The organism is Candidatus Palibaumannia cicadellinicola (genome assembly GCF_000754265.1).
GTDB classification, from domain to species: Bacteria; Pseudomonadota; Gammaproteobacteria; order Enterobacterales; family Enterobacteriaceae; genus Baumannia; species Baumannia cicadellinicola_B.
This window is the reverse complement of record NZ_CP008985.1, coordinates 473,751-498,836: the sequence shown is the minus strand read 5'-3', so window position 1 is coordinate 498,836 and position 25,086 is coordinate 473,751. Positions and strand designations below refer to the sequence as shown.

Annotated in this window: 23 protein-coding genes, 2 tRNA genes and 1 pseudogene; 19 read left to right on the top strand and 7 right to left on the bottom strand. The window is 41.0% G+C overall.

Annotated features, from left to right (window positions below):
• The first annotated feature begins 129 nt into the window (after positions 1–129).
• The 10 genes and pseudogenes from acpP to lolE all read left to right on the top strand — a co-directional run bounded on the left by acpP (position 130) and on the right by lolE (position 8,091).
• Positions 130–366, top strand: a complete 237-nt coding sequence (gene acpP, locus IM45_RS02410) for an acyl carrier protein (RefSeq protein ID WP_038498847.1) — start codon at positions 130–132, stop codon at positions 364–366.
• A gap of 224 nt (positions 367–590) precedes the next feature.
• Complete coding sequence (gene pabC / locus IM45_RS02405; RefSeq protein WP_038498844.1) at positions 591–1,394, top strand: aminodeoxychorismate lyase; 804 nt, start codon at positions 591–593, stop codon at positions 1,392–1,394.
• Positions 1,395–1,489: 95 nt separating this feature from the next.
• Positions 1,490–2,134, top strand: coding sequence for a dTMP kinase (tmk, locus tag IM45_RS02400; RefSeq protein ID WP_038498841.1), 645 nt, complete (start codon positions 1,490–1,492; stop codon positions 2,132–2,134).
• Positions 2,131–3,135: a DNA polymerase III subunit delta' gene (holB, locus tag IM45_RS02395; protein ID WP_038498838.1), complete on the top strand. Its 1,005-nt coding sequence runs from the start codon at positions 2,131–2,133 to the stop codon at positions 3,133–3,135. The genes tmk and holB overlap by 4 nt, the downstream gene beginning before the upstream one ends.
• A 15-nt stretch (positions 3,136–3,150) precedes the next feature.
• Positions 3,151–3,948, top strand: coding sequence for a metal-dependent hydrolase (locus tag IM45_RS02390; RefSeq protein WP_038498835.1), 798 nt, complete (start codon positions 3,151–3,153; stop codon positions 3,946–3,948).
• 33 nt (positions 3,949–3,981) lie between these two features.
• Positions 3,982–4,329: an HIT domain-containing protein gene (locus tag IM45_RS03795; protein ID WP_038498832.1), complete on the top strand. Its 348-nt coding sequence runs from the start codon at positions 3,982–3,984 to the stop codon at positions 4,327–4,329.
• A 169-nt stretch (positions 4,330–4,498) separates the two neighbouring features.
• Positions 4,499–4,926 (top strand): annotated as a pseudogene (gene lpoB, locus IM45_RS02380) (penicillin-binding protein activator LpoB).
• A 42-nt stretch (positions 4,927–4,968) separates the two neighbouring features.
• Positions 4,969–6,156 (top strand): lipoprotein-releasing ABC transporter permease subunit LolC, encoded by a 1,188-nt coding sequence (gene lolC, locus IM45_RS02375; protein WP_038498829.1) that lies wholly within the window; start codon positions 4,969–4,971, stop codon positions 6,154–6,156.
• Complete coding sequence (gene lolD, locus IM45_RS02370; RefSeq protein WP_038498826.1) at positions 6,149–6,850, top strand: lipoprotein-releasing ABC transporter ATP-binding protein LolD; 702 nt, start codon at positions 6,149–6,151, stop codon at positions 6,848–6,850. The genes lolC and lolD overlap by 8 nt, the downstream gene beginning before the upstream one ends.
• Positions 6,847–8,091 carry a lipoprotein-releasing ABC transporter permease subunit LolE gene (gene lolE, locus IM45_RS02365; RefSeq protein WP_038498824.1) on the top strand — a complete coding sequence of 415 codons (1,245 nt, stop codon included), beginning with the start codon at positions 6,847–6,849 and terminating at the stop codon, positions 8,089–8,091. Before lolD ends, lolE begins: the two co-directional genes overlap by 4 nt.
• Before the next feature lie 73 nt (positions 8,092–8,164).
• On the opposite strand, the gene purB is transcribed toward lolE, so the two are convergent.
• From purB to IM45_RS02345, 4 genes are all read right to left on the bottom strand, one after another.
• Positions 8,165–9,571, bottom strand: a complete 1,407-nt coding sequence (gene purB, locus IM45_RS02360) for an adenylosuccinate lyase (RefSeq protein WP_051984605.1) — start codon at positions 9,569–9,571, stop codon at positions 8,165–8,167.
• Between the two features lie 19 nt (positions 9,572–9,590).
• Positions 9,591–10,220, bottom strand: a complete 630-nt coding sequence (gene hflD / locus IM45_RS02355; protein WP_038498821.1) for a high frequency lysogenization protein HflD — start codon at positions 10,218–10,220, stop codon at positions 9,591–9,593.
• Between the two features lie 40 nt (positions 10,221–10,260).
• The gene (gene mnmA, locus IM45_RS02350) at positions 10,261–11,376 is read right to left on the bottom strand and encodes a tRNA 2-thiouridine(34) synthase MnmA (protein WP_038498818.1); all 1,116 of its coding nucleotides are present in this window, start codon (positions 11,374–11,376) and stop codon (positions 10,261–10,263) included.
• 227 nt (positions 11,377–11,603) lie between these two features.
• Positions 11,604–11,679 (bottom strand) — tRNA-Asn (locus IM45_RS02345).
• Between the two features lie 337 nt (positions 11,680–12,016).
• Between IM45_RS02345 and hemB the strand changes: the two genes are divergently transcribed.
• The 3 genes from hemB (at position 12,017) to nifJ (ending at position 18,253) form a co-directional block, all read left to right on the top strand.
• The gene (hemB, locus tag IM45_RS02340; protein WP_038498815.1) at positions 12,017–12,994 is read left to right on the top strand and encodes a porphobilinogen synthase; all 978 of its coding nucleotides are present in this window, start codon (positions 12,017–12,019) and stop codon (positions 12,992–12,994) included.
• 247 nt (positions 12,995–13,241) lie between these two features.
• A complete protein-coding gene (gene fumC / locus IM45_RS02335) occupies positions 13,242–14,639 on the top strand; it encodes a class II fumarate hydratase (RefSeq protein ID WP_038498812.1) in 1,398 nt (465 codons plus the stop codon).
• A 74-nt stretch (positions 14,640–14,713) separates the two neighbouring features.
• Positions 14,714–18,253: a pyruvate:ferredoxin (flavodoxin) oxidoreductase gene (gene nifJ, locus IM45_RS02330; RefSeq protein ID WP_038498809.1), complete on the top strand. Its 3,540-nt coding sequence runs from the start codon at positions 14,714–14,716 to the stop codon at positions 18,251–18,253.
• Between the two features lie 65 nt (positions 18,254–18,318).
• Here the strand turns inward: nifJ and aroE are convergent, their stop codons facing one another.
• Complete coding sequence (gene aroE, locus IM45_RS02325; protein WP_038498806.1) at positions 18,319–19,134, bottom strand: shikimate dehydrogenase; 816 nt, start codon at positions 19,132–19,134, stop codon at positions 18,319–18,321.
• 20 nt (positions 19,135–19,154) lie between these two features.
• Positions 19,155–19,715 (bottom strand): L-threonylcarbamoyladenylate synthase type 1 TsaC, encoded by a 561-nt coding sequence (tsaC, locus tag IM45_RS02320; RefSeq protein WP_038498803.1) that lies wholly within the window; start codon positions 19,713–19,715, stop codon positions 19,155–19,157.
• Positions 19,716–19,889: 174 nt separating this feature from the next.
• Between tsaC and def the strand changes: the two genes are divergently transcribed.
• Both def and fmt read left to right on the top strand, forming a co-directional pair.
• On the top strand, positions 19,890–20,414 hold the full coding sequence (gene def, locus IM45_RS02315; protein ID WP_038499574.1) for a peptide deformylase: 525 nt from the start codon (positions 19,890–19,892) through the stop codon (positions 20,412–20,414).
• A gap of 17 nt (positions 20,415–20,431) precedes the next feature.
• Entirely contained in the window at positions 20,432–21,379 is a 948-nt protein-coding gene (fmt, locus tag IM45_RS02310; RefSeq protein ID WP_038498800.1) for a methionyl-tRNA formyltransferase, read from the top strand.
• A 26-nt stretch (positions 21,380–21,405) separates the two neighbouring features.
• Here the strand turns inward: fmt and IM45_RS02305 are convergent.
• Positions 21,406–21,490: transfer RNA gene (locus IM45_RS02305), tRNA-Ser, on the bottom strand.
• 124 nt (positions 21,491–21,614) lie between these two features.
• On the opposite strand from IM45_RS02305, the gene IM45_RS02300 reads away from it, so the two are divergent.
• The 4 genes from IM45_RS02300 (at position 21,615) to fabA (ending at position 24,973) form a co-directional block, all read left to right on the top strand.
• A complete protein-coding gene (locus IM45_RS02300; RefSeq protein ID WP_038498797.1) occupies positions 21,615–21,941 on the top strand; it encodes a TusE/DsrC/DsvC family sulfur relay protein in 327 nt (108 codons plus the stop codon).
• A gap of 148 nt (positions 21,942–22,089) precedes the next feature.
• The gene (gene hspQ / locus IM45_RS02295; protein ID WP_038498794.1) at positions 22,090–22,407 is read left to right on the top strand and encodes a heat shock protein HspQ; all 318 of its coding nucleotides are present in this window, start codon (positions 22,090–22,092) and stop codon (positions 22,405–22,407) included.
• A gap of 255 nt (positions 22,408–22,662) precedes the next feature.
• On the top strand, positions 22,663–24,414 hold the full coding sequence (locus IM45_RS02290) for an AAA family ATPase (protein WP_038498790.1): 1,752 nt from the start codon (positions 22,663–22,665) through the stop codon (positions 24,412–24,414).
• A gap of 40 nt (positions 24,415–24,454) precedes the next feature.
• A complete protein-coding gene (gene fabA, locus IM45_RS02285) occupies positions 24,455–24,973 on the top strand; it encodes a bifunctional 3-hydroxydecanoyl-ACP dehydratase/trans-2-decenoyl-ACP isomerase (protein ID WP_038498787.1) in 519 nt (172 codons plus the stop codon).
• Positions 24,974–25,086: the final 113 nt, after the last annotated feature.

Sequence of the window (25,086 nt, the reverse complement as noted above, 5' to 3'; positions counted from 1 at the left end):
TAAATACCGCAAAATAGCAGAAAATAGTAGTTCGACTAGGCCGGAATTTTAGTGGTATCTTTTTCAAGATTTTATACACGACGAAAACCATCGCGTAAGCGATTTTTTTTTGATAGGAAATTTAAAAGTATGAGCACTATCGAAGAACGCATTAAGGTAATCATCGCTGAACAACTGGGCGTTAAGAAAGAAGAACTAGTCAATAGTGCTTCTTTTGTTGACGACCTAGGCGCTGACTCTCTTGACACTGTTGAGCTAGTAATGGCGCTGGAAGAAGAGTTTGATACCGAAATTCCGGATGAAGAAGCTGAAAAAATCACTACTGTTCAGGCAGCGATTGATTTTATTCAGGCAAGTCGGCAATAAGTTAGCTTAGGCGGTCAAGCGATCGCCTAAACTTTTTTAGGCTAGACTTATATTACAAACAGATTATTATATGAGATGATTAGTTAAATATCGTCTTAATCTACCTACATGGCCGTTTCTCTTAATTCAGCACGAATTTCCGCTCTATTCTAATAGTATAGTATTAGTACGTAGATACTATTATTCTTCACTATGTCTGCGAAAGGAGATAAATAAGTAGATTTATGTTCTGGATAAACGGCCAACTTAAGCAACAATTGCCGCTGACTGACCGCGCCTGTCAGTTTGGTGACGGTTTTTTTACCACAGCTAGTCTTTTAGACGGCAAGATATCTTTTTTGACATTGCATATCGAGCGTATTACTGAAGCTGCGGAACGTTTGTTGTTCGATAGGCTAGATATCGAAGCACTACGCCAGGAAATGCTCATCGCTGCTGCAACCGGCGGCTCTGGATTTATTAAAGCGATCATCAGCAGAGGGAGTGGTAACCGCGGCTATAGTTTTAGTAACTGTGGCGCTCCTGTCCGTATTATAGAACACGGCTACACACCAAGCCACTATGCTACCTGGCGAAGCAATGGTATACGTCTGACCCTAAATCCGGTACGCCTGGCGCGGAATCCTTTACTTGCAGGTATTAAGCATCTTAATAGGCTTGAGCAGGTGTTGATACAAGCTCATTTAGAACAAGAAGGTGGCGATGAAGCGCTAGTACTAGATACGGACGGAAATCTGGTAGAGTGCTGCAGCGCCAATTTATTCTGGCGTTATGGGAGGCAAGTTTTTACTCCTGTGCTGAGCTATGCTGGAGTAGCCGGCATCATGCGCCGACGTGTATTAGGCTTATTACCAAAGCTTGGTTATTTATGTGAGGAAGTCACTACTGGCCCCGATGCGCTGAAACAAGCTGATGAGGTAATTATTACCAATGCTTTGCTGCCGATAGCACCGGTAAACTCAATCGGTTCATACTGTTACTATGAACGTACCTTATTTAATTTACTCAGCCCACAGTGCCAATGCTAATGAAATACTAAATAATTTTAACAAGCATCCATTTGCTAACATCTCTTGCAATAAAAACAGCTATCACGAAACACCATAGTCAATCCGGATAGGCCATGAATAGTAAATTTATTGTTGTCGAGGGCCTCGAGAGTACCGGCAAGACCTCAGCAATTCAACAGATAGTAGCTATCTTACATAGCTATGGTATTAACGATATAATCTCTACTCGAGAGCCAGGTGGTACTCCATTGGCAGAACAACTACGTACTCTAATAAAGCAAGGCATAGGATCTGATCCGATTACCGACTGTGCTGAGCTTTTGTTGTTATATGCCGCACGTGCACAATTGGTAGAAAGTGTTATCAAACCTGCGCTAACGCGCGGTGCCTGGGTGATTAGCGATCGACACGATCTTTCCTCTCAAGCTTACCAAGGCGGAGGCCGCGGCATAGATAAACAGGTGTTACAAACTCTACGAAATGCGGTATTAGGGAATTTTTATCCTGATTTCACACTATATCTGGATTTGCCTCCGGCAATGAGTCTAGAGCGAGCCCGCGCTCGTGGCACACCACTAGATCGAATTGAAGCTGAATCACTATCTTTCTTCCACCGTACCCGCGCGCGTTACCAGGAACTAGTAGCTAACGATTCTAGTATCGTAACTATCGATGCTGGACAGCCGCGAGAAAAATTTAGCGCCGCAATTCGCAATCAGATAGAGCAGTGGCTTAGTACCCAGGAAATACATCGATGAGATTATATCCCTGGTTAGAATCTCATTACCTTAATATTTTGACTAGTTACCAGCAGGGTAAGGGACATCATGCACTCTTACTGTATAGTCAAAAAGGTAACGGGAAGGCATTCTTATTTCAAGCATTAAGTAATTGGTTAATGTGCCTCAAACCAAATACCATCATCAATTGTGGTCAGTGCCATAGCTGCCAATTGATGAATGCAGGCAATCACCCAGATTATTATAAGATTGAGCTAGAAAAAGAACAGCAGAGCATTGGTGTAGAGACAATCCGCATCTTGATTGAAAGCTTATATAGTCACCCGCATCAGGGCGGCGCTAAGGTAGTATCGCTGTCACATATCAAGTTATTGACCAAGCAGGGAGTAAATGCACTGCTAAAAATGCTGGAAGAACCGCCAGAGGAGACTTATTTTCTACTTGGTTCCAGAGATAAGTCATGCCTGTTACCCACTTTACTGAGCCGCTGTCTTTGCTGGCAATTACCTTCTCCGGATGAAGCGCTAGGGTTAAGTTGGTTACAGCAACAGAAGGAGACTTATCCTATTTTAGCTGCTCGCACCGCGCTACGTTTATGTGGAGGTGCTCCTCTAGCGGCGCTAGCCTTACTACAACCAGCATGTTGGAACAAGAGGCAAGCATTGTGTGTAGCTATGAGAGAAGCACTACATCATCGTGATTTTTTAACTTTGCTACCTTTCCTCAATGGAAATGAGGATGTACCGCTACATTGGGTGCTTACTCTCTTGATTGATGCACTCAAATTGCAGCAAGGAGCGCAGGCTTTTTTAGTTAACGCGGATCAGCTAAATTTGATAACTGCGGTAGCAATGCACTGGACTTCACTTACCCTGCATCGTCAAGTGCAGCAATGGCTACACTGCCACCACCAGTGGTCTGAGGTTAGCGGCATTAATCGCAAATTGTTGCTGACGTACCGATTATTAAATTGGGAGTGGGATATGAGTAATCCGTATACTCACCCCTGGACTCTATAACAAAAAGGGAAAGTTATGTTTTTAATTGATTCTCATTGTCATATCGACAAACTCAATTACCATAGTTTACACCGGGATGTAACAGATGTCATGAACAAAGCTAAGATACGCGATGTACGACTCATTTTAGCGGTGTGTACCATTCTACCTAACTTTGATAACATGACAGCCTTCATTGGCCGCCGTGATGATATTTTATTTTCTTGTGGCATTCATCCCTTGAACATTAATGAACAACCCTATGACTTATTCGAACTAGGCCGTATAGCTACAAGAGAGAACGTTGTGGCGCTCGGCGAAACTGGGCTAGATTATTCTTCTAATAAGCAGGAAAATAAAGCACTGCAGCAAGAGATATTCCGTGAACATATCCGTATTGGAAACGAGCAGAACAAACCTCTGATTGTGCACACCCGGAGCGCACGCGACGATACCATTGCCATTTTACGGGAAGGAAAAGCTGAGAAATGCAGTGGGGTATTACACTGTTTTACAGATGACCGTGATACTGCTAAAGTATTGCTAGATATAGGTTTTTATATCTCTTTCTCTGGTATTATTACTTTTCGTAATGCTGAGTTATTACGTGAAACTGCACGATTTGTTCCCCTTGATCGTCTGCTAATTGAAACTGATTCTCCCTATTTAGCGCCAGTACCTTACCGTGGTAAGGAGAATCAACCAGCGTATGTGCGCGATATAGCTGAATATATGGCAACACTGAAAAACATTAAGTTAGAGAAACTAGCAGCGGCTACTACCGCGAATTTCTGTCGATTATTCCACTTAGACGAGCAACTTAATAGCTTATGATAAATAAATTTTTACCCTTTCAGGCACAATACAATGGACGAAGAAACTATTTTTAGCAAAATTATTAGCAGGAAGATGCGAACCAATATTTTGTATCAGGATGATCTGGTAACTGCCTTTCGCGACATTCACCCGAAAGCTCCTATTCACATTATTATCGTTACTAATAAGTTAATTCCAACAGTTAACGACGTGAACACTACAGATGAAATAGCGTTAGGAAGAATGTTCTCCGTGGCTGCCAAAATCGCTAAACAGGAGAGCATCAGTGATGATGGGTACCGCTTAATTATTAATTGTAACTCTCATGGTAGACAAGAAATATATCATCTCCACATGCATTTACTAGGTGGTAGACAACTAGGTCCATTAATCACTTAATTGAGATTTAACCTTATAATTATAACATCAGACTTATGATGAGGATCAATATATTTTTAATATACTACTGACTATAGCACCGCTATTAACCAATAGTATAGCCGAAGCTAAGCAAGATCTATTATCTTCTGAACTGCTACCTGGGCTTTTAACTCGCGAGCTAGTACTAATGCCACCAAAATTTAAGTATCTTGACTGGAAAGGAAGCTTTTCTCCGCTCGTTAATCATATGATATCAGCTAATGGTATCTGCGAAGACAGCCTGCTGCTGGTTAATACCATAAAAAACAGTACCAACGGTAGCCTGCAGTCTGATGAAGCTACCGCCACGCTGAGTAGCTTGATTCCTAATCATAGTAATTTTCGTGTAGTAAGAGCAGACACACTTAAAAGTGCACGCATGAAGTTGGGACTTTCTGAAAATGACAGCTTAGAATCACGTAGTAAGGCAATAGGATGGCTAGATATCTTAACGCACAATATGTACTGTACAGCATCGCTAGTGGGGATATTAAACAACCAAACCTAGATATGGAGTTAATGCAAGTACAGACCGGAGAGATTGTATGGTCTGGTCATGGTGTGGCCCACGAATGAATCAAACACCGGGCTGATATCTAATCTAATAATGAATACAAAATGTATCAGCCTATAGCATTATATATTAGCCTACGCTATATGCGCGGGCTAGTATCAAACCACTTCGGTAGTTTAATCTCCTGGCTTTCCACTATCGGTATTACGCTCGGTGTAATGGCCTTAGTAACGGTATTATCGGTCATGAATGGTTTCAAGATAGAACTAGAAAGCAATATTCTTGGTTTTATTCCTCAGGCGTTGCTGACGACTCACGAGGGGTTTTTAGACCCTACAGTCATTTCAGTTTTAAAACCAAACATACTTCAAGGTACAACACGCGTTGCGTCCTTAACTATCGGAGACGTAGTATTGCAAAGCGCTAAAGGTTTAGCTATGGGCGTCATGCTCGGTGTCAATTCTTCTGATCCTGAACCTCTAGCCAACTATTTAGTTGATACACACATAAACCAGTTAGCACCCGGTCAGTACCAGGTAATTCTGGGTGAAAAGTTAGCAGATAAGCTGAGCGTAAAATTGAGTGATCAACTACGCTTAATCGTTCCCTCGGTTAATCAATTCACGCCGATGGGTCGTATTCCTAGCCAGCGCTTGTTCACCGTAGCTGGTACGTATGCTACCAAGAGTGAGGTAGACGACTATCAACTACTGGTTAATCAGCAGGATGCTTCGCGTCTTATGCATTATCCGTCTGGTTATGTCACAGGCTTGCGTCTATGGTTGCAGCAGCCTCTGAGCGTGGACCGTCTAAGTCAGCAACATTTACCCGATGGTTTAGTATGGAAAGATTGGCGTGAGCGTAAGAGCGAACTATTCCAGGCGGTGCGTATGGAGAAAAACATAATGGTATTGCTACTAAGCCTTATTGTCGCGGTGGCTGGCTTTAATATTCTTACTTCCCTATGCCTCCTAGTAATGGAAAAGCAGAGTGAAGTAGCTATTTTAAAAACACAGGGACTGAACAGTAGTCAAGTAATGCTGGTTTTTATGGCTTTAGGGACTATTATTGGAATTATCGGAGTACTATTTGGTACTTTCATCGGCGTACTGTTAGTAAGCTTGTTAAATAAGTTAGTGTTATTTGATAGTGCAGTGCTGCCGGTGAATATCGAGCCGTTGCAAATTACCATAATTGCTGTACTTACAATAGTAGTTGCATGGTTATCTACTCTTTACCCTTCCTGGTATGCAGCTACTATTAATTCAGTTGAGACGTTACGTTATGAATAATGCACCATTGTTACAATGTTACGAGCTAAGCAAGCGTTATCAAGAAGGTAAGCTATATATTGATGTGTTGCGGAACGTTAATTTTTCTATACAACAAGGGGAGATGATAGCGATTATGGGCCGCTCTGGTTCTGGTAAAAGTACGCTGTTACATCTACTGGGAGGGCTAGACGCACCGACATCTGGCGATGTTCTTTTTGAAGGCAAGCTGCTGAACAAACTTTCCTCCACCGCTTGTGCGGTACTACGCAATAAGCGGTTGGGTTTTATCTATCAATTTCACCACTTATTATCCGATTTTACTGCTCTAGAGAATGTTGCAATGCCGAGAATGATAGGAGGAGCCAAATCAACGGTAGCACTAACCGCAGCGCGTGAAATGCTGGTAATGGTAGGATTGGAAAAATGTAGCTATCACCGACCTTCGGAGTTGTCGGGCGGTGAGCGCCAGCGGGTGGCTATCGCCCGTGCACTAGTAAATTATCCATCACTTGTTCTTGCTGACGAACCTACTGGCAATCTAGATAAAAGCAACGCGGAGAGTATTTTTGAGCTCCTAAGCTTTATCAATATGCAAAAAGGTACTACTTTTATCGTAGTAACACATGATTTAAGCCTCGCTCAGAGGCTGCACCGCCAACTTGAGATGCGCGAAGGTAGTCTTATTGCAACTGAGCTCCGTTTAATTTCATGAGAATACCGTTATCATTGCAGATTGCGCTGCGTTTTCATTACAGACGGCAACGGAGCGGTATGGTATCTCTGATTTCTATCATCTCTACTATCGGTATATCCCTAGGTGTAATGGCGCTAATCATTGTTCTTAGTGCAATGAATGGTTTTGAGCGTGAATTAAATCAGCGTATACTAGCAGTGGTAGCACACGGAGAAATTGAACCCGTGAATCCTCCTTTCTTCGACTGGCAGAAATTAATAAAGCGCATAGAAAAGGTGCCAGGTATCGTAGCCGCTACACCTTATATTAATTTTACAAGCCTAGTAGAATACGAAGAAAAACGACAGGTTATTCAAGTCAAAGGCATAGATCCGGTACAGGAAATACGATTAAGCGCACTACCTCGCTTTGTGCCAACTCAAGCTTGGCAGAATTTCTGCGCCAACAAGCAGCAAATGATTATCGGAAAAGGTGTAGCTGATACTTTAAACATCAAACAAGGTGACTGGCTGACGATGATTATCTCAAACGGAGATCGGCATATGAAACGGTTGCAGTCTAAGCGTATTCGTTTGCAAGTAATTGGAATACTTACATTAAATAGCCAGATAGATAAGCACTTTGCTATGGTGCCATTAAAAGATGCCCAGCATTATTTGAATAATGGTCAGGATATCAATGGTATCGCTATCAAAGTAAAAGATATTTTTCAGGCTAACCAGTTGGTGCAAGACGCAGGCCAGGTAACGAAGCGCTATGTTTTTATCCGTAGCTGGATTGACAGTTACGGTTACATGTACAGAGATATTCAAATGATACGTTTTATCATGTATCTTGCTATGGTGTTGGTGATAGGTGTAGCTTGCTTCAATATCGTCTCTACTTTAGTCATGGCAGTCAAGAATAAACGCGTCGATATTGCTATTTTACGTACCCTAGGGGCCAAAGACTGTTTAGCTTATGCTATTTTTCTCTGGTATGGTTTATTAGTTGGTCTTTTAGGCTGCATAATAGGCGCGGTAATCGGTGTAGTAGTAGCTGTACATTTAACTAAACTAGTAACAGAGCTAGAACAATTACTAGGCCATTCACTATTATCGAGCGATATTTACTTTATTAATTTTCTGCCGACCGAGTTACACTGGCAGGATGTTATCAGTGTGCTAGGTACTGCTATGCTGCTTAGTTTGATAGCCAGTTGGTATCCAGCACAGCAAGCTAACCGTATTAATCCAGTAATCATTCTCCGTGAAAAATAATTAAGTATAACTATATCTATAGATATAGATTACGACGACAGAACTAGCTTCAATCACCTAAATCAAATAACTGTCAAGAAGACCTCGTGGCACTAGGCACTGTTGCATGGTATGTTAACTCGTCAACTAAAGTAGCAGCACGACCAGTATAATTCTCCGGTTTCATCGCTTTTAGTCTAGACTTTACCTCATGAGGTAAAGATAAACTATCAATAAAAGATCGTATTTCTGCCGCTGTGACATGTTTACCGTAGGTAAGAGCATGAAGCTTCTCGTAAGGTTGCTCAATACCGTAACGACGCATCACAGTCTGGATAGGCTCTGCTAGTACTTCCCAGTTTAAGTTCAGCTCATCTAACAGGTAGTCCTTATTTACCTCTAGCTTACTCACTCCTTTTAAGGTTGCATTATAAGCAATGAGGCCATAGCTTAGGCTAACGCCTAGATTGCGCAAAACTGTAGAGTTAGTTAAATCACGTTGCCAACGCGATATTGGTAGCTTAGTAGCTAAATAGTTCATAGTTGCATTAGCAAGACCTAAATTACCTTCAGAGTTCTCAAAATCAATAGGATTAACTTTATGTGGCATTGTGGAGGAACCTATCTCTCCGGCTATAGTCTTTTGTTTAAAATAGTTAAGGGCAATATAGCCCCAAATATCGCGGTTGAAATCTATTAGGATCGTATTGAAACGGGCTACACAATTTAAAAATTCTGCAATATAGTCATAAGGTTCAATCTGGGTCGTATAGGGATTCCAGTTGATACCCAGATCAGTAACAAACTGTTCACTCAACTGGTGCCAATTGACCTCAGGGTAAGCTACTATATGGGCGTTATAGTTACCCACAGAACCATTAATTTTACCAAGTATTTCTACTTTTTCCAGCTGATTATACTGTCGTACCATACGGTAGACAAAGTTAGCCATCTCTTTACCCATAGTGGATGGTGTAGCTGGCTGGCCATGAGTACGCGACAGTAGCGGGATATCTCTATAATTAGCTGCAAGCTTCTTTACTGCATCAATCATATGAAACCAGACCGGCAACAGAACTTCTTGACGTACGGTTGCGAGCATCAGTGCATAAGAAAGGTTATTGATATCCTCTGAAGTACAGGCAAAATGGAAAAATTCCCTGGCTGCCTGCAAAGCAGGTAACGCTACAGCTTTCTCTTTTAGAAAATATTCAACAGCTTTTACGTCATGGTTAGTCGTACGTTCAATAGTTTTGATACGTTCAGCGTCTTCTACGCTAAAATTTGCTACTATTGCTTCAAGATAACTCTGTGTGTTGTCGTCAAATGGTGGTACTTCTTTGATCTCAGTGCAAGATGCTAGTTTTTGTAACCAACGAACTTCTACCTGCACACGAAATCTGAGTAAACCAAATTCACTAAAGATAGAGCGCAAAGCGCTTACTTTTTCATTGTAGCGGCCGTCAATAGGAGAAATAGCTGTTAGAGAAGATAATTCCATCTGTTACGATTCCTAAAAGTTAACATTGTAAAAGTAGCTGTTTAGTCTGCGCGCACAGGCGACGGCGGCTAAACATTAGCTGTAATCGGCCACCACCTACTTGTTGCCACAAAACAGCGGAACGGATACCTGCTAGTAGTACCGCACGTACTTTATCCTTAATTTGACTATTTTGTAAAATAGCTGGCACCCCAGTAACTTGAATACGTAACCCTAATGGACTTATTACATCTACATAAATATGAGCTATAGCGCTAACGATAGTTTCTGACAATATATCACAATGAAGTAGTTGTGGTTCAAGTGCGCCGATATATCGGCAGAGCTTATTCTGGGCGCTACGATTACGATTTAATTTTCGTTCTAACACCATTAAACCAAGAGTATAACGGGCTAACTCAGCACCGCGCTCTTCCCCTACCGAAATGTTAAGTATTTTTTGTAACGTTTCTAATCCTATCTTCAAGTTAACTAACGCATCGCTGTAAACTGCTCGTACTGATGTAGGCTTCAGATCAAGCAGGCTATGTAATAAAATCCTAAAAGGGTGTTCGTCGCATTTACTATGGTGCGCTAGTTGCTGTACAAGCAGCGCACTTTGGCATACACCAGCTAATGCGAGGGTTATGTCGACATAGTTTTTAGCCAAAATGACTCCTATAATATAGTATATTACAATATCGATTAAATCATCCTAAGCAGAACTGCGGCGTTCTTGTGTCGATAATGCCTCCACCTAGGCAACGTTCGGCGAGATAAAATACCGCTGACTGGCCTGGTGTTACTGCGGCTACTGGATAGTCAAAGCTTACTTGCAACCTATCCTTAACTAGCGGTTCAACTAGACAACCGATATCCTGCTGACGATAGCGAGTTTTAACTGTGCAACGCAGCGGTTTTGTTAAAGGTAGGCCATCAACCCAGTGTAGTTGAGAGGCTATAAGACCAGTAGACATTAGCCATGGATGTTTATGACCTTGGGCAACTACAAGTCGGTTTTTGTCCATATGTTTATCTACCACGTACCAAGGATCTTGACTACCCTGGCTCCTACCGCCGATACCCAGGCTTTTACGTTGGCCTATAGTGTAAAACATTAAGCCTTGATGACAGCCTATTTCTTCACCCTCAACAGTCACGATAACCCCTGGTTGAGCAGAAATATAATGGCTGAGAAAATCTCGTAACTTACGTTTACCAATGAAACAGATACCGGTAGAATCTTTTTTAGTAGCAGTTGCGAGTCCTAATTTTGCAGCTATGTATCGTACTTGAAGTTTCTTTAGTTCTCCTACCGGAAATAAGCATTGTGCGATTTGTTTGTCTCCTAGGGTATAAAGAAAATAGCTTTGATCTTTATTTTCATCTCTCCCACGTAATAACTGCTTTTTACCTTGAATTTGAGTACTACTCACATAGTGCCCAGTTGCTATATAGTCAGCGCCAAGGTGTTGTATAGCAAAATCTAAGAAAACTTTAAACTTAATCTCTTTATTACATAGGATATCTGGATTAGGAGTACGTCCGGTGCGATATTCGGTGAGAAACAATTCAAAGACGTTATCCCAGTATTCTGCTGCAAAGTTAACCGTATGCAGTAGAATACCTAACTGATCGCAGACTGTCTGAGCGTCAGTCAAATCCCTAGCTACAGTACAATATTTATCGTTGTCGTCTTCTTCCCAATTTTTCATAAATAGTCCTTCTACCTGATAACCTTGTTGCTGTAACAAAAAAGCAGATACGGAAGAATCGACACCACCTGACATGCCTACAATAACTGTTTTATTACTATAATCTGACATAAGTACCTCACAACAGACCATGAATTTTATCATGATCATACTTTGTGATGCCAGTACTGTCGTGATGTGGTTAGGAATAGGGGGACTTTGTGAAAGAAAGCTTCAGTTGCGTATTAGGTGATATTGACTTTAGATCAAGTAGTAATTATTACGACTGAGTTAATCACTACACTACAAGTGATTTAGTTAGACAGAACAGACCTAAATAAATTTAGATAAAGATTATCTGGCTCCTCTGACTGGACTCGAACCAGTGACATACGGATTAACAGTCCGCCGTTCTACCTACTGAACTACAGAGGAATTACTTCAAATATTTTTATAATGATAGCGTATACTACGATCAATGTCAAAAAAAATCACAGCATAACTAAAAACTAGGTTTGAGTATTTTTAAATTATGTCAGAGACTAGCATCAATATTTTGAAGAAATGATATTTTGAATCTCTGAATCTAAGCGACGATAAACATTTCAAGCTAGCAAGTAATAAGAGATTGGGTTATTCTACTAATGGTTTAGTATAGACGTAATACTATGTCTTAAATGTATCAAAATAGTTTGAAATATTTTTAATACTGATGACCTAAAACAAATTCGCGACCACGACTCATTAAGCGCTTGAGATATTAGGAGTAAAAATGTCGCATTTTTTCCCCTTTACTCGTCTCCGCCGCAAGCGGCGTTCTGATGCCTTGCGGATTATGTTTCAAGAAACTGATGTTAAGGTCAGCGATCTAGTGTTTCCTATTTTTGTTGAGGAAAACATTAGCGATTATGTTCAGCTGTCCACTATGCCTGGCGTTGTACGTATCCCAGAGTCGCGATTAGCATTCGAAATTGAGCGTTTCGCCAAAGCAGGTATTAAATCAGTGATGACGTTCGGTATTTCACATAATACGGATGAAACTGGCAGTGACACCTGGAACGAAAATGGTTTAGTTGCGCGCATAGCACGTATTTGTAAGGATACAGTGAGAGAGATAGTAGTGATATCTGATACCTGTTTTTGTGAATATACGACCCATGGGCATTGTGGAGTTATTAAAAATAATAATATAGATAACGATCCTACTCTAGTGAATCTCGGGCGTCAAGCCGTCGTTGCTGCACACGCTGGCGCTGATTTTATTGCACCATCAGCAGCAATGGATGGTCAAGTGCAAGCGATACGTGCTGCGCTGGATACTGCCGGTTACCAAGAAACAGCTATCATGGCATATTCAACTAAGTTTGCTTCTGCTTTCTATAGTCCATTTCGAGAAGCCAGCGGTACCACACTTAAAGGTAATCGAAAAACTTATCAGATAAATCCTATGAATCGCCGTGAAGCTATTTATGAATCGCTATTAGATCAACAGGAAGGTGCTGATGCACTAATGGTTAAACCAGCAGGGGCATTCCTAGATACTATCCGTGATATTCGTGAAGCCACATATTTACCGCTAGCTGCTTATCAGGTTAGTGGAGAGTACGCGATGATCAAATTTGCCGCGGCAGCTGGCGCAATTAACGAACACCAGATTGTGCGTGAAACATTAGGTGCCATTAAACGTGCTGGTGCTGATATTATCATTAGTTACTTCGCTATGGATATAGCTGAGCAAGGATTAGATTGACCTTAGAAGAAATTTCTTCTGTCTTGATACTCAGTCATCAATTATTTTTTTATCTATAGATATATTTAGTGAATGTATATTCTTGTGGTTAGTTATAGGCTAATAATAGCATGATAATGCTATACATTAGAACTCTTTTGCTAAACAGATTCTAAAATAAATCAAACGAGATCATGTAATAATGAAAATTTCATGATAATTATACTACCTCTGGTTCATATGAGATAACAAGAGAGAAGAGGTAGGTATGGCGGATACACGCATAGAAAAAGATTCTATGGGTTTAATTGAGGTACCGGCAGTACAGCTTTGGGGAGCCCAAACTCAGCGCTCACTAGAATATTTTCGTATCTCTCACGAAAAAATGCCGCTAGAAATAATCAATGCTTTAGCGCAAATAAAACGTGCAACAGCAGTCATTAATAATCAACTAGGATTACTAGATAATCAGCGTGCTAATGCTATTATTCAGGCAGCGGACGAAGTTCTAGCCGGCAAGCATATTCATGAATTCCCACTAGTGATTTGGCAGACAGGCTCTGGTACTCAGAGCAATATGAACATGAACGAAGTACTAGCAAATCGAGCAAGTGAGCTATTAGGCGGTGAACGCGGTGCAGCACGGCTGATTCATCCCCATGAAGATGTTAATAAAAGCCAAAGTTCTAACGATGTGTTTCCTACCGCGATGCATATTGCAGCGGTAGTAGCGGTGTGCGAGAATTTAATTCCTGAGATAAAGAAACTCAAGAATACTCTCAACAATAAGTCCGCCGCGTTTAGCGATATCATAAAAATCGGCCGTACCCATCTGCAAGATGCTATACCTTTAACTCTTGGTCAAGAAATGTCTGGTTGGGTGAATATGTTGGAGCACAGCCTGGAACATATAGAGCATAGTATTCCACATTTATGCGAAATAGCGCTCGGTGGCACAGCAGTAGGTACTGGTCTTAATACTCATCCTGAGTACGCTGTGCGCGTAGCCAAATTGCTCGCTGATTTCACCAGTCATCCATTTGTTACAGCGCCCAATAAGTTTGAATCTTTAGCTACTTGTGACGCTTTAGTACACGCGCACGGTGCATTAAAAGGTTTGGCTGCATCTATGATGAAAATCGCAAATGACGTGCGCTGGCTATCTTCTGGACCGCGCTGTGGCATTGGCGAACTGAGTATACCAGAAAATGAACCAGGTAGTTCCATCATGCCTGGTAAAGTAAACCCTACGCAGTGTGAAGCTATAACTATGCTGTGTTGTCAGGTGATGGGCAATGATGCGGCGATAAATATAGGTGGCGCATCAGGTAACTTCGAACTTAATGTTTACCGTCCGATGGTGATCTATAACTTTTTACAATCAGTACGCCTATTAGCTGATGGTATTAATAGCTTTAATCATCATTGTGCCGTTGGTATAGAACCTAACTATGATCGCATTAAACAATTATTAAACGAGTCATTGATGCTAGTTACAGCGCTCAATACGCACATTGGTTATGACAAAGCAGCAGAAATTGCCCAAAAAGCGCATAAAGATAAACTAACATTGAAGACAGCAGCACTAAAACTCGGCTATATTTCTGAGCAACAGTTCGATGAATGGGTACAACCGGAAAAGATGATTAGCAGCATGATAAGCTAACATATACATATATTGTATATCGCTAGTGCTATCAATAATCTAAAAATTTTCTCTGCCACAAGAAAAGGTAAAGCATGATCACTACAGACGGAAATAATGCGATAGCTTCAGTGGCATATCGTATAAATGAAGTTATTGCTATTTATCCAATCACTCCTAGTTCTACTATAGCAGAACAGGCAAATGCCTGGTTTGAGTTAGATAGGCCGAATATTTGGGGCGATATTCCTAAGGTTGTAGAAATGCAATCGGAGGCAGGAGCGATCGCAACGGTACATGGTGCTTTGCAGACAGGCGCTCTGTCTACCTCCTTTACCTCATCCCAAGGATTATTACTTATGATCCCTACGCTATACAAACTAGCAGGACAGTTGATGCCTTTTGTACTACATGTTGCTGCCCGTACAGTAGCTACGCATGCTTTATCTATTTTTGGCGATCATTCGGATGTAATGGCAGTGCGGCAAACAGGTTGCGCCATGTTATGTGCCAGCAGTGTACAAGAAGCACAGGATTTTGCTTTGATTGCTCAAATCGCAAGCTTAAATAGTCGCTTACCATTTATCCACTTTTTTGACGGTTTTCGCACCTCGCATGAAATTAATAAAATAGCTCCGCTTTTGGATGAGACACTTAAGGCTATACTTCCTCAGGCTGCTATTGATGCACACCGTAGTCGCGCATTAACTCCGGATAGCCCGGTACTCCGCGGAACATCAGCTAACCCCGATACTTACTTTCAAAGTAGGGAAGCTACTAATCCTTGGTATAACAAAGCTTATTTTCATGTTCAGCAAGCGATGAAAAATTTTACTACGGCCACAGGGCGGGAATATCAGCCGTTTGAATATTACGGTCATACTGAGGCAGAAAGATTAATTGTTGTTATGGGATCAGCTATTGGTACCTGCAAAGAGGTGATTGATAGTCTGCTAACTAGTGGCGAAAAAGTAGGTATGGTTAAAGTGAGACTATTCCGTCCTTTTTCTGCTATGCATTTACTATCTATTATCCCACCGACAATTCAGGCAGTAGCCGTTTTAGATCGAACCAAAGAACCAGGCGCTTTAGCTGAGCCGCTATATCTCGACGTTATGACTGCGCTAGCAGAAGCCTATAGTTTGGGCGAACGCAAAACTCTACCGCGGACCATCGGCGGACGCTATGGCCTAGCTTCCAAAGAGTTCGATCCTGCTTGCGTGCTAGCGATTTTCAAAGAATTAATACTTTTACGTCCGCGTCCACGTTTTACGGTAGGAATTTTTGATGATGTCACCCAATTATCACTATCATTGCTAGAGAATACTTTGCCACGTCAGACTAAATTAGAAGCACTATTCTACGGACTAGGTAGCGATGGTTCAGTATCTGCAGCAAAAAATAATATTAAAATTATTGGAAATAATACATCTTTATATACACAGGGCTATTTTGTCTACGATTCTAAAAAAGCAGGCGGCTTGACCGTTTCTCATTTGCGAATCAGCGAAAAACCAATCAATTCTGCTTATCTAGTCAGTGATGCAGATTTTATTAGTTGCCACCAATATGATTTTATTAATAAGTATCAGATGGTTACGCGACTACGTCCTGGAGGAATATTCTTAATTAATACTCATTATAGTGCAAAAGAGATATGGGTTAGATTACCGCAGGAAGTACAAGCACTACTTATTCAACGCCAAGCACGTTTCTATGTTATTGATGCACAGCAAATTGCTCGTCAATTTCAACTAGGTGGACGAATTAATACCATTATGCAAATGGTTTTTTTTAAATTAACCAATATTTTGCCTTTGAGTCAGACGCAACAAGCTTTGCAACAGGCTGTAGTGACAAGCTATAGCCATAAAGGACAAGAATTAGTTGAGCATAATTTGCAAGCGCTTAAAACAGCATGTAACGAACTTTTTGAGGTTCCTCTAGGCACTATCAATGAAGTGAGTCCAATGTTACCACCAATTGTTTCTCATACCGCACCCCATTTCGTCAAAACAGTAACAGCTGTCATGCTAGCCGGTCTCGGCGATACTTTGCCAGTTTCAGCCTTTCCGCCAGACGGCACTTGGCCAGTAGGCACCTCTCGCTGGGAGAAACGTAATATTGCTGAACAGATTCCACTATGGAAATCTGAGCTTTGCACACAGTGTAATTACTGTGTAGCGGCATGTCCACACGCTGCTATTCGCGCTAAGGTAGTAGCACCGGAAGCACTAAATGGAGCTCCGGCGGGCCTGAAATCTTTAGATGTGAAAATGCGTAATATGCGTGGAAAACAATATGTGCTACAAGTAGCACCAGAGGATTGCACTGGTTGTCGTCTATGCATTGAAGTATGTCCAGCCAAGGACCGTAATAATTTAGAAAATAAAGCTATTAACATGGTTTCACGCCTAGAGCATCTTCAAGAAGAGAAAGCTAATTACGATTTTTTCCTAAAGTTACCAGAAATTAACACAACTACTCTAGAGCGTATTGATATTCGTACGTCACAGCTTATCACTCCTCTATTTGAATATTCAGGCGCTTGTTCTGGTTGCGGTGAAACGCCTTATATAAAAATGTTAACCCAACTTTACGGCGATCGACTCCTTATCGCCAATGCTACTGGTTGCTCATCTATTTATGGTGGTAACTTACCCACAACACCTTACACTACAAATACAGATGGCCGCGGTCCAGCCTGGGCTAACTCCTTATTTGAGGATAACGCTGAATTCGGCCTAGGCTTCCGGTTAACAGTCGATCAACATCGCCAAAGGGTATTACGCTTACTAAAAACTCAGGTTACAATACTACCTCCATTGCTACTAGAGGGCCTACGCGCTACAGAAGTATCGGTAGAGGAACGTCGTCGCCAAATACTTGAACTCCGACTCATACTTGCTAACAAATCTGATGAACAAGCACGTCAATTATCTAACGACGCCGATTATTTAGTAGAGAAATCTATATGGCTTATTGGCGGTGATGGATGGGCCTATGACATTGGCTTAGGTGGTCTAGATCACGTTTTAAGTCTAAACGAGAACATAAATGTTTTAGTTCTAGATACACAGTGTTACTCGAATACTGGCGGCCATCAGTCTAAGGCTACACCGCTAGGGGCAGTAACTAAGTTTGGCGAACAGGGCAAACGTAAAGCACGTAAAGATCTAGGTATCAGTATGATGATGTACGGTCATATTTACGTGGCGCAAATTTCTCTTGGTGCTCAGCTGAATCACTCATTTAAAACTATCCAAGAAGCCGAAAGCTATCCCGGACCTTCTTTGATCATAGCCTACAGCCCTTGTGAGGCGCATGGTTATGATCTTGCGTTAAGTCATACTCAAATGCAACAACTGACCGCTACCGGTTTCTGGCCTCTGTATCGTTTCGATCCACGACGTAGCGATGAAGGCAAGTTGCCGTTGATATTAGACTCTCGTCTACCAACCGGAGACTTGTCCACGACGTTATTTAATGAACAGCGCTTTCGCCGGCTTAATAGCTATAGCCAAAAAATAGAACCTAATAAGGTGAGCGCATTGACCACTACAATCGAAAAAGAACTAAAGCAAAAATATGAATTTTTGGCGCGGATGGCAGGTTACCCAGTAACAGCCAAGTAATAAAACTTACGAATTAGCAAACCGGGGACAAACTATTAATTTAAGTCAAAATATTATTGAGATTATCATCTGAGTTGTGCTCGTAGTTTTTCTAGTACCGGGAAAATAGATGGTAAAATACCATGCCATAACATAAATGCGTATGCAGCCTGACTTACTAACATACCCAAACCATCAATTAATTTTTTCGCTCCTTGTTGTCGGCACCACATAATGAAAGCAGTATCGCCATGTTGATAAAACATATCATAGCAACAAACGGTCGAAGTAATTAATGATGTCGGTAGTAAAGGAATTTCCCTAAACATACTGGTAGTCGTCGCATTAATTATGATATCAAAATTAGCTGCGTCTAGTTGCTCAATAGGCAAAGTGCTAATATTGTTTATATTAGGGTAACATCTGACTAGCTCTTTTGCGCGACTAAAAGTCCTATTGACCAATACTATCCGGCAGCCATAATTAATCAGCGGCGCGATCACCCCACGCGCCGCACCGCCTGCACCAACCAATAGTACCCTGCTATTTCTATGTAATAGACAAAGGCGCTGTAAGTCGCTCATCAAACCTATACCATCGGTATTGTCACCGAACAGCGCGCCATTTGGTAATTTGAATATAGTATTAACAGCACTAGCAAGCGACGCCTGCTTGGTAACATAATCGCATAAAGCAAAAGCGCGCTCTTTAAATGGTGAGGTGATATTGGCACCTCTACCGTTTGTGCTAAAAAATTGCTGCATAGTTGGCTCAAAAAGCTTTGGTGCAGTCAAAATACGACCGTAAGAAGGCTGAATACCAATTTCTGCAGCGAAAAAAGCATAAATTTGTGGTGATAGACTATGTTTAATAGGATTACCAAAAACAGCAAAAGTATCGATGATACTAACTCCGTTAATAATTAGCCTTGGCGAATTAATTCGCCGCTTAGAGCATCACGTATTTCTGAGGGATAACGTCTACCTTCTACCGTACCATCCATTACCGGAAACGTTGCACCAAATTGCTTATGTACTTCGCTAATATTACGTGCTGTAGATTCTCCATCTCCACTCATGTTTGCACTAGTAGAAACTAGTGGTTTACCAAATGCTAGACATAGCTTTTGTACTGGTTCAAATGCACTGACGCGTACCGCCAATGAGGAAAATTTTCCTGTTAACCAGCGCGGAGTCGTGGTGTGAGCTGGTATGACCCAAGTTACAGGACCTGGCCATAGAGCGAAAATACGTGCTCGCTGGTTAACATTCAGACTACTGTCATCAATATAATTCGTTAATTGCGCATAAGTAGCTGCTACTAATATTAAACCTTTTTGCCAATCTCGTCGTTTGAGTACGAGTAACTTATGTACGGCTTTTTCGCTATCGGGATCACAGCCTAACCCAAAAATAGCCTCAGTAGGATAAGCAATAACCTGTTGCTGACGTAGCAATGCTACGATATTTGTAATATTTAGCAAAGTTAGTACTCATGTGATAAATAATTATGTATTAGCATGCTAATTTAGCAAAAATGAACCAATTTTTTTCATTTTGATGCTATTAACTATTTAAGGTTATCTTGACGACCATTGAAGTCAATGGTAATTACAATGATACATAAAATTTATTATCAAGCAAGGACGCAGACTACTATGTCCGTATTACCAATTTTACATTATCCTGACGATCGGCTACGTAAAATATCTCAGCCCGTTACTGAAATTAATGATACTATACACCGCATAGTATATGATATGTTTGAAACGATGTATGTCAATAAAGGAATCGGTCTAGCAGCACCGCAGGTAGATATTAACCTACGTATTATCGTGATTGATATATCGGAAAGCCAAGCACAGCGTCTAGTCCTCATTAATCCTGAGCTGCTGGCCAAAAGTGGTCAAACTGGTATTGATGAAGGCTGTCTATCAATACCAGATCAATACTATTTTGTTCCCCGTGCTCAATATGTTAAAGTACAAGCGCTAGATCTCGATGGTAACAACTTTCAGTTAGAAACAAATAATATACAAGCAATCTGTATTCAGCATGAGATGGACCATCTAATTGGTAAACTATTTGTTGATTACCTTTCGCCACTTAAGCGCCAATACATCTATAACAAAATAAAAAAACTAGCGCATATCATCAATCGCTCGAGCGGAAAAAGAACCTAAATATTATAGTAATCGTCATGTCCGAATCTATACGTATTATTTTTGCTGGTACGCCTGGTTTCGCAGCGTGTCATCTATCGGCGCTAATACATTCACCTTACCAGGTAGTCGGTGTTTTAACACAGCCTGACCGACCAGCTGGACGGGGTAATCATTTATCTGCTAGTGCGGTTAAGCAACTAGCTAAACGATATGATTTGCCCGTATTCCAACCTATTTCTTTGCACGAACATCAAGGAAAGCGTATCATTGAGTATCTTGGTGCAGATATTATGGTTGTAGTTGCCTACGGCTTAATTCTGCCGCAGGATATGCTAAGCTTTCTAAAGCTAGGTTCTATCAATGTACATGGTTCATTATTACCTCGCTGGAGAGGAGCAGCACCTATTCAGCGTGCATTATGGGCAGGCGATACCCAAACTGGTGTAACTATCATGCAGATGGATGCAGGACTAGATACCGGCTTTATACTGTATAAAGCAATTTGTCCGATCTTACCATTTGATACCAGTGCTACCCTGTATGACAAAGTGACTCAACTTGGTTCTGCTGCTTTACTCACTACGCTTAAACAGATAGTAGCTGGTAGCCAAGTAGTAGAACCACAAGACACAGCGCTCGCTACCTATGCTAATAAACTTAGTAAAGAAGAAGGACGTTTAGACTGGCAACTATCTGCAATTCAGTTAGAGCGCTGTATTAGAGCTTTTAATCCCTGGCCAGTAAGTTACTTTCAAGTGAAAAATCATATAATTAAAGTATGGCATGCGAACGTAGATAACATATGCCATAATAGCATACCAGGTACTGTATTATCAGCAGATCAAACAGGAATTAAGATCGCTACTAGCGATGGTGTGCTAATATTAATACGAGTGCAACCAGCGGGGACAAAACCGATGTCAGTGAAAGATTTACTGAATTCACGCCGTGAATGGTTTGTTCCAGGAGTCATCTTAGATTGATTTACCGATCATACTAGACTAGATTGCGGAGGAGGTGGGATTCGAACCCACGGAAAGTCTCCCTTCGCCGGTTTTCAAGACCGGTGCCTTAAGCCACTCGACCACTCCTCCCTAAAGAGATAACTATAAACATAGTAAATCTTATTGTAAAGAGGGTTATGTATAGAGAATGAATATTCTCTGATAGTCGTTAACTTTGCTATGATATACAGTAAGAAAAAATGGAATCAACTTAATGCAGTTTAATAATAGAGAAATAGCAACCGATGCTCAAGGATATTTAATACGTCCCAGTGATTGGAGTGATGCATTAGCGTTAAAAATAGCACTTGAGGAACAAATTGAACTAAGCGAACCACATTGGCAAGTAATACACTTTGTGCGTGCTTTTTATCTCAAGTTTAATATATCACCAACTATTCGCATGTTAGTCAAGGTTATGGCACATAAATACGGCAAGGAAAAAGGTAATAGTTTTTATTTATTTCATCTTTTTCCTAAAGGACCTGCTAAACAGGCTACCAGAATTGCGGGACTACCTAAGCCGGTGAAATGCCTGTAGTCTATTTATGTTTGTTTAACTAATTATGTAGATATGCCTCTGGCTTATTCCGTAAAGTTAGGAACGAGATTAAATTTCTATGGACTCTCTTGATTTATGAGTAGTTTCCCCCATATTTAGTTTAAGGCATATTGTCATAGGAGGTATTATGATTGCCAGCAAATTTGGTATAGGGCAACAAGTTCGCCATAAACTGCTTGGGTATTTAGGTGTTATTATAGATGTCGATCCAGAATACTCGCTAGATAAGCCCTATCTAGACAAAATTGCAGCGGATGATACCCTTCGCACAGCTCCTTGGTACCATGTTGTTATGGAGGATGAAGAAGGAAAACCTGTACATACTTATTTGGCAGAAGCTCAGCTAGGCTATGAAGCTTTTCCAGAGCATCCAGAACAACCGACGCTGGATGAACTAGCTGAATCTATTCGTTTGCAACTACAAGCACCACGTTTGAGAAACTAATTTCTACGGTGAAGTAGCAAAGCTGGATAAAACTACGGTCGTAAAACGTGCAATAAGCTATTAGCACTATAGTTTATTGCTACTAAAGATAATAGCTTTATTAAATATTTGCTTATCTAGATGTCTATTTTTAATAGACTCACCTAAAAGAGCATTATCTTCTCACGCAACAAAATGAGGAATAAATCTTATGATTTATTGTTACTATACATTGTATAATCACGCTTCCCTCAACAGAAATATTATTCTCTAAATTTGACTAATAACAAATTAGAATGGAAGGATTTAGTTCCTGATACCTCAAAATTTGAGACGGTATTTAACCAACTCTGTCCGCATCTAGACTCACCTCTAACAAAGCTTCAAATACGCTTAATGAACGGTTTGCAGCAACTCTGCCATTCACTATCTTCCAGCCGTTTGATGTTACTTAACGCTCGAGAAGAGGAAGAATATTTCCAATTAATTGCTGATACGATTAAAACAATTATACCTACCACCTCTCAACCAATAGGCAGCAGATATACGATAACGGGCGTTAGCGTCAACTTGCAGCCGGCATCCACGGTAGAAGATAATTTTGCCGCTCGAGATATTTGTGCCTGGCAAGCTTGGGTGGAGTACGAGCAACTTTTTGGTACACTATACTGCTACCAAGATGTGATCAATCTACAGCCAGGTCTAGTACACTACGTTAACGGTGGCGTTTTACTGCTAGGTGCTCATACGCTAGTTAGCCAACCAATGTTGTGGCGACGTTTGAAACAAATGATGATACAACAGCGTTTTGATTGGCTACCAGCTAACGAAAATAGATCAATCCCCGTTTATATACCTTCTATGCCGCTGAATTTAAGACTGATCGTGATAGGAAATAATGAAGTATTAGCAGCCCTAAACGCTAGGGAGCCTGATCTGTTCCGGATAGCATTATATGGCGAATTTGAATTAGATAAGTATATCAACAATGCGACAGACATGGCAGAGTGGTGCTCTTGGGTCAATACTTTAGCGTACCGCCAAGGATTACCAGCACTGCATTCCGATGCATGGCCTGAGTTGATTAAACAATCGGTCCGCTATAGTGGTGATCAGCTTCAGTTTCCGCTTTGTCCACATTGGCTTACGCTGCGACTGAAGGAAGCTACTTTATACTGTGACCAGCAGGCAATACAGTCGATAAATGCAGCAGCGCTATCGGATAGCTATCGCACTAGGCTCTGGCGTGAAAGCTATCTTTGTGAGCGCCTACAACAGGAGATAGCCGAAGGACAGATTATGGTAGATACTGAAAGAAATATTATCGGGCAAGTCAATGCCCTATCGGTGCTTTCGTTTTCCGGTCATCCGTTACTATTTGGTCAACCATCGCGTATCAGTTGCGTAGTACATTTTGGTGATGGAGAAATTCATGATATAGAGAGCAAAGCTGAACTAAGCGGCAATATTCATACCAAAGGCATGATGATTATGCAAGCATTTCTAATGTCAGCATTGCAGTTAGACCGGGAATTGCCCTTCTCAGCTTCGCTAGTATTTGAGCAGTCATATGGAGAAATAGACGGTGACAGTGCATCGCTAGCCGAACTAGTAGCGCTTATAAGCGCATTAGCAGATAAACCTGTAGATCAGCAAATCGCTATCACAGGATCTGTTGATCAATTTGGTCAAGTTCAGTCGATTGGAAGCATTAATGAAAAAATTGAGTGCTTTTTCAAGCTGTGCCATAAGCGCGGACTGACTGGCACTCAAGGCGTTATTATTCCTATAACTAATGTTCGCCATTTGTGTCTACATGAGGATGTTATTAACGCAGTACGTCAGAATACTTTTTCTCTGTGGCCAATTAATACTATTTATGATGCGTTAAAAATACTTACTACTATGCCTTTATCTAGTCTTATCACATGTATCTGCGAGCGCATTGTGAAAATTCATAGGCACGAACGACAAGGGTTGCCCTGGTGCTTACGCTGGCTAGCTAAGCTTGCAAAAAAAACTCACTAAGTCCTAAAGAGTAAGCTACTATGAATTAAGGTTGAGCAATATGATAGATAAACGTGAATTTTATTCAAAAACAGATCTAATAGCATCCAGCCGCGGTGAACTATTTGGTAAAGGAGGACCTCAGCTTCCAGCCTATAATATGTTAATGATGGACGAAGTAGTAAAAATCACCGAATACGGTGGAAATTATAACAAAGGTTTTATGGAAGCAGAACTAGATATTAAGCCTGACATGTGGTTCTTCAGTTGTCATTTTATTGGTGATCCAGTGATGCCAGGTTGCTTAGGTTTAGATGCGATGTGGCAGTTAGTAGGTTTTTATCTTGGTTGGCTTGGCGGAGAAGGCAAAGGTAGGGCACTGGGTGTAGGTGAAGTAAAGTTCACAGGTCAAATTTTACCTAGTGCTAAAAAAGTCACTTATCGTATTCATTTTCGCCGTATTATCCACCGTCAACTAGTGATGGGCATGGCCGACGGTGAAGTAATCTGTGATGGTAAAATGATTTATACTGCAACGGATCTAAAAGTTGGCCTATTTAAAGATATTACTGCATTCTAATTTTAATAGAGATAGAGAAAATTACCTCTATAATAGTCATGATATAGTCAAAGTTACTGTTGCAACCAATATAACAATATAATTAATGCTAATACTAAACTAGGCTAGAGTAT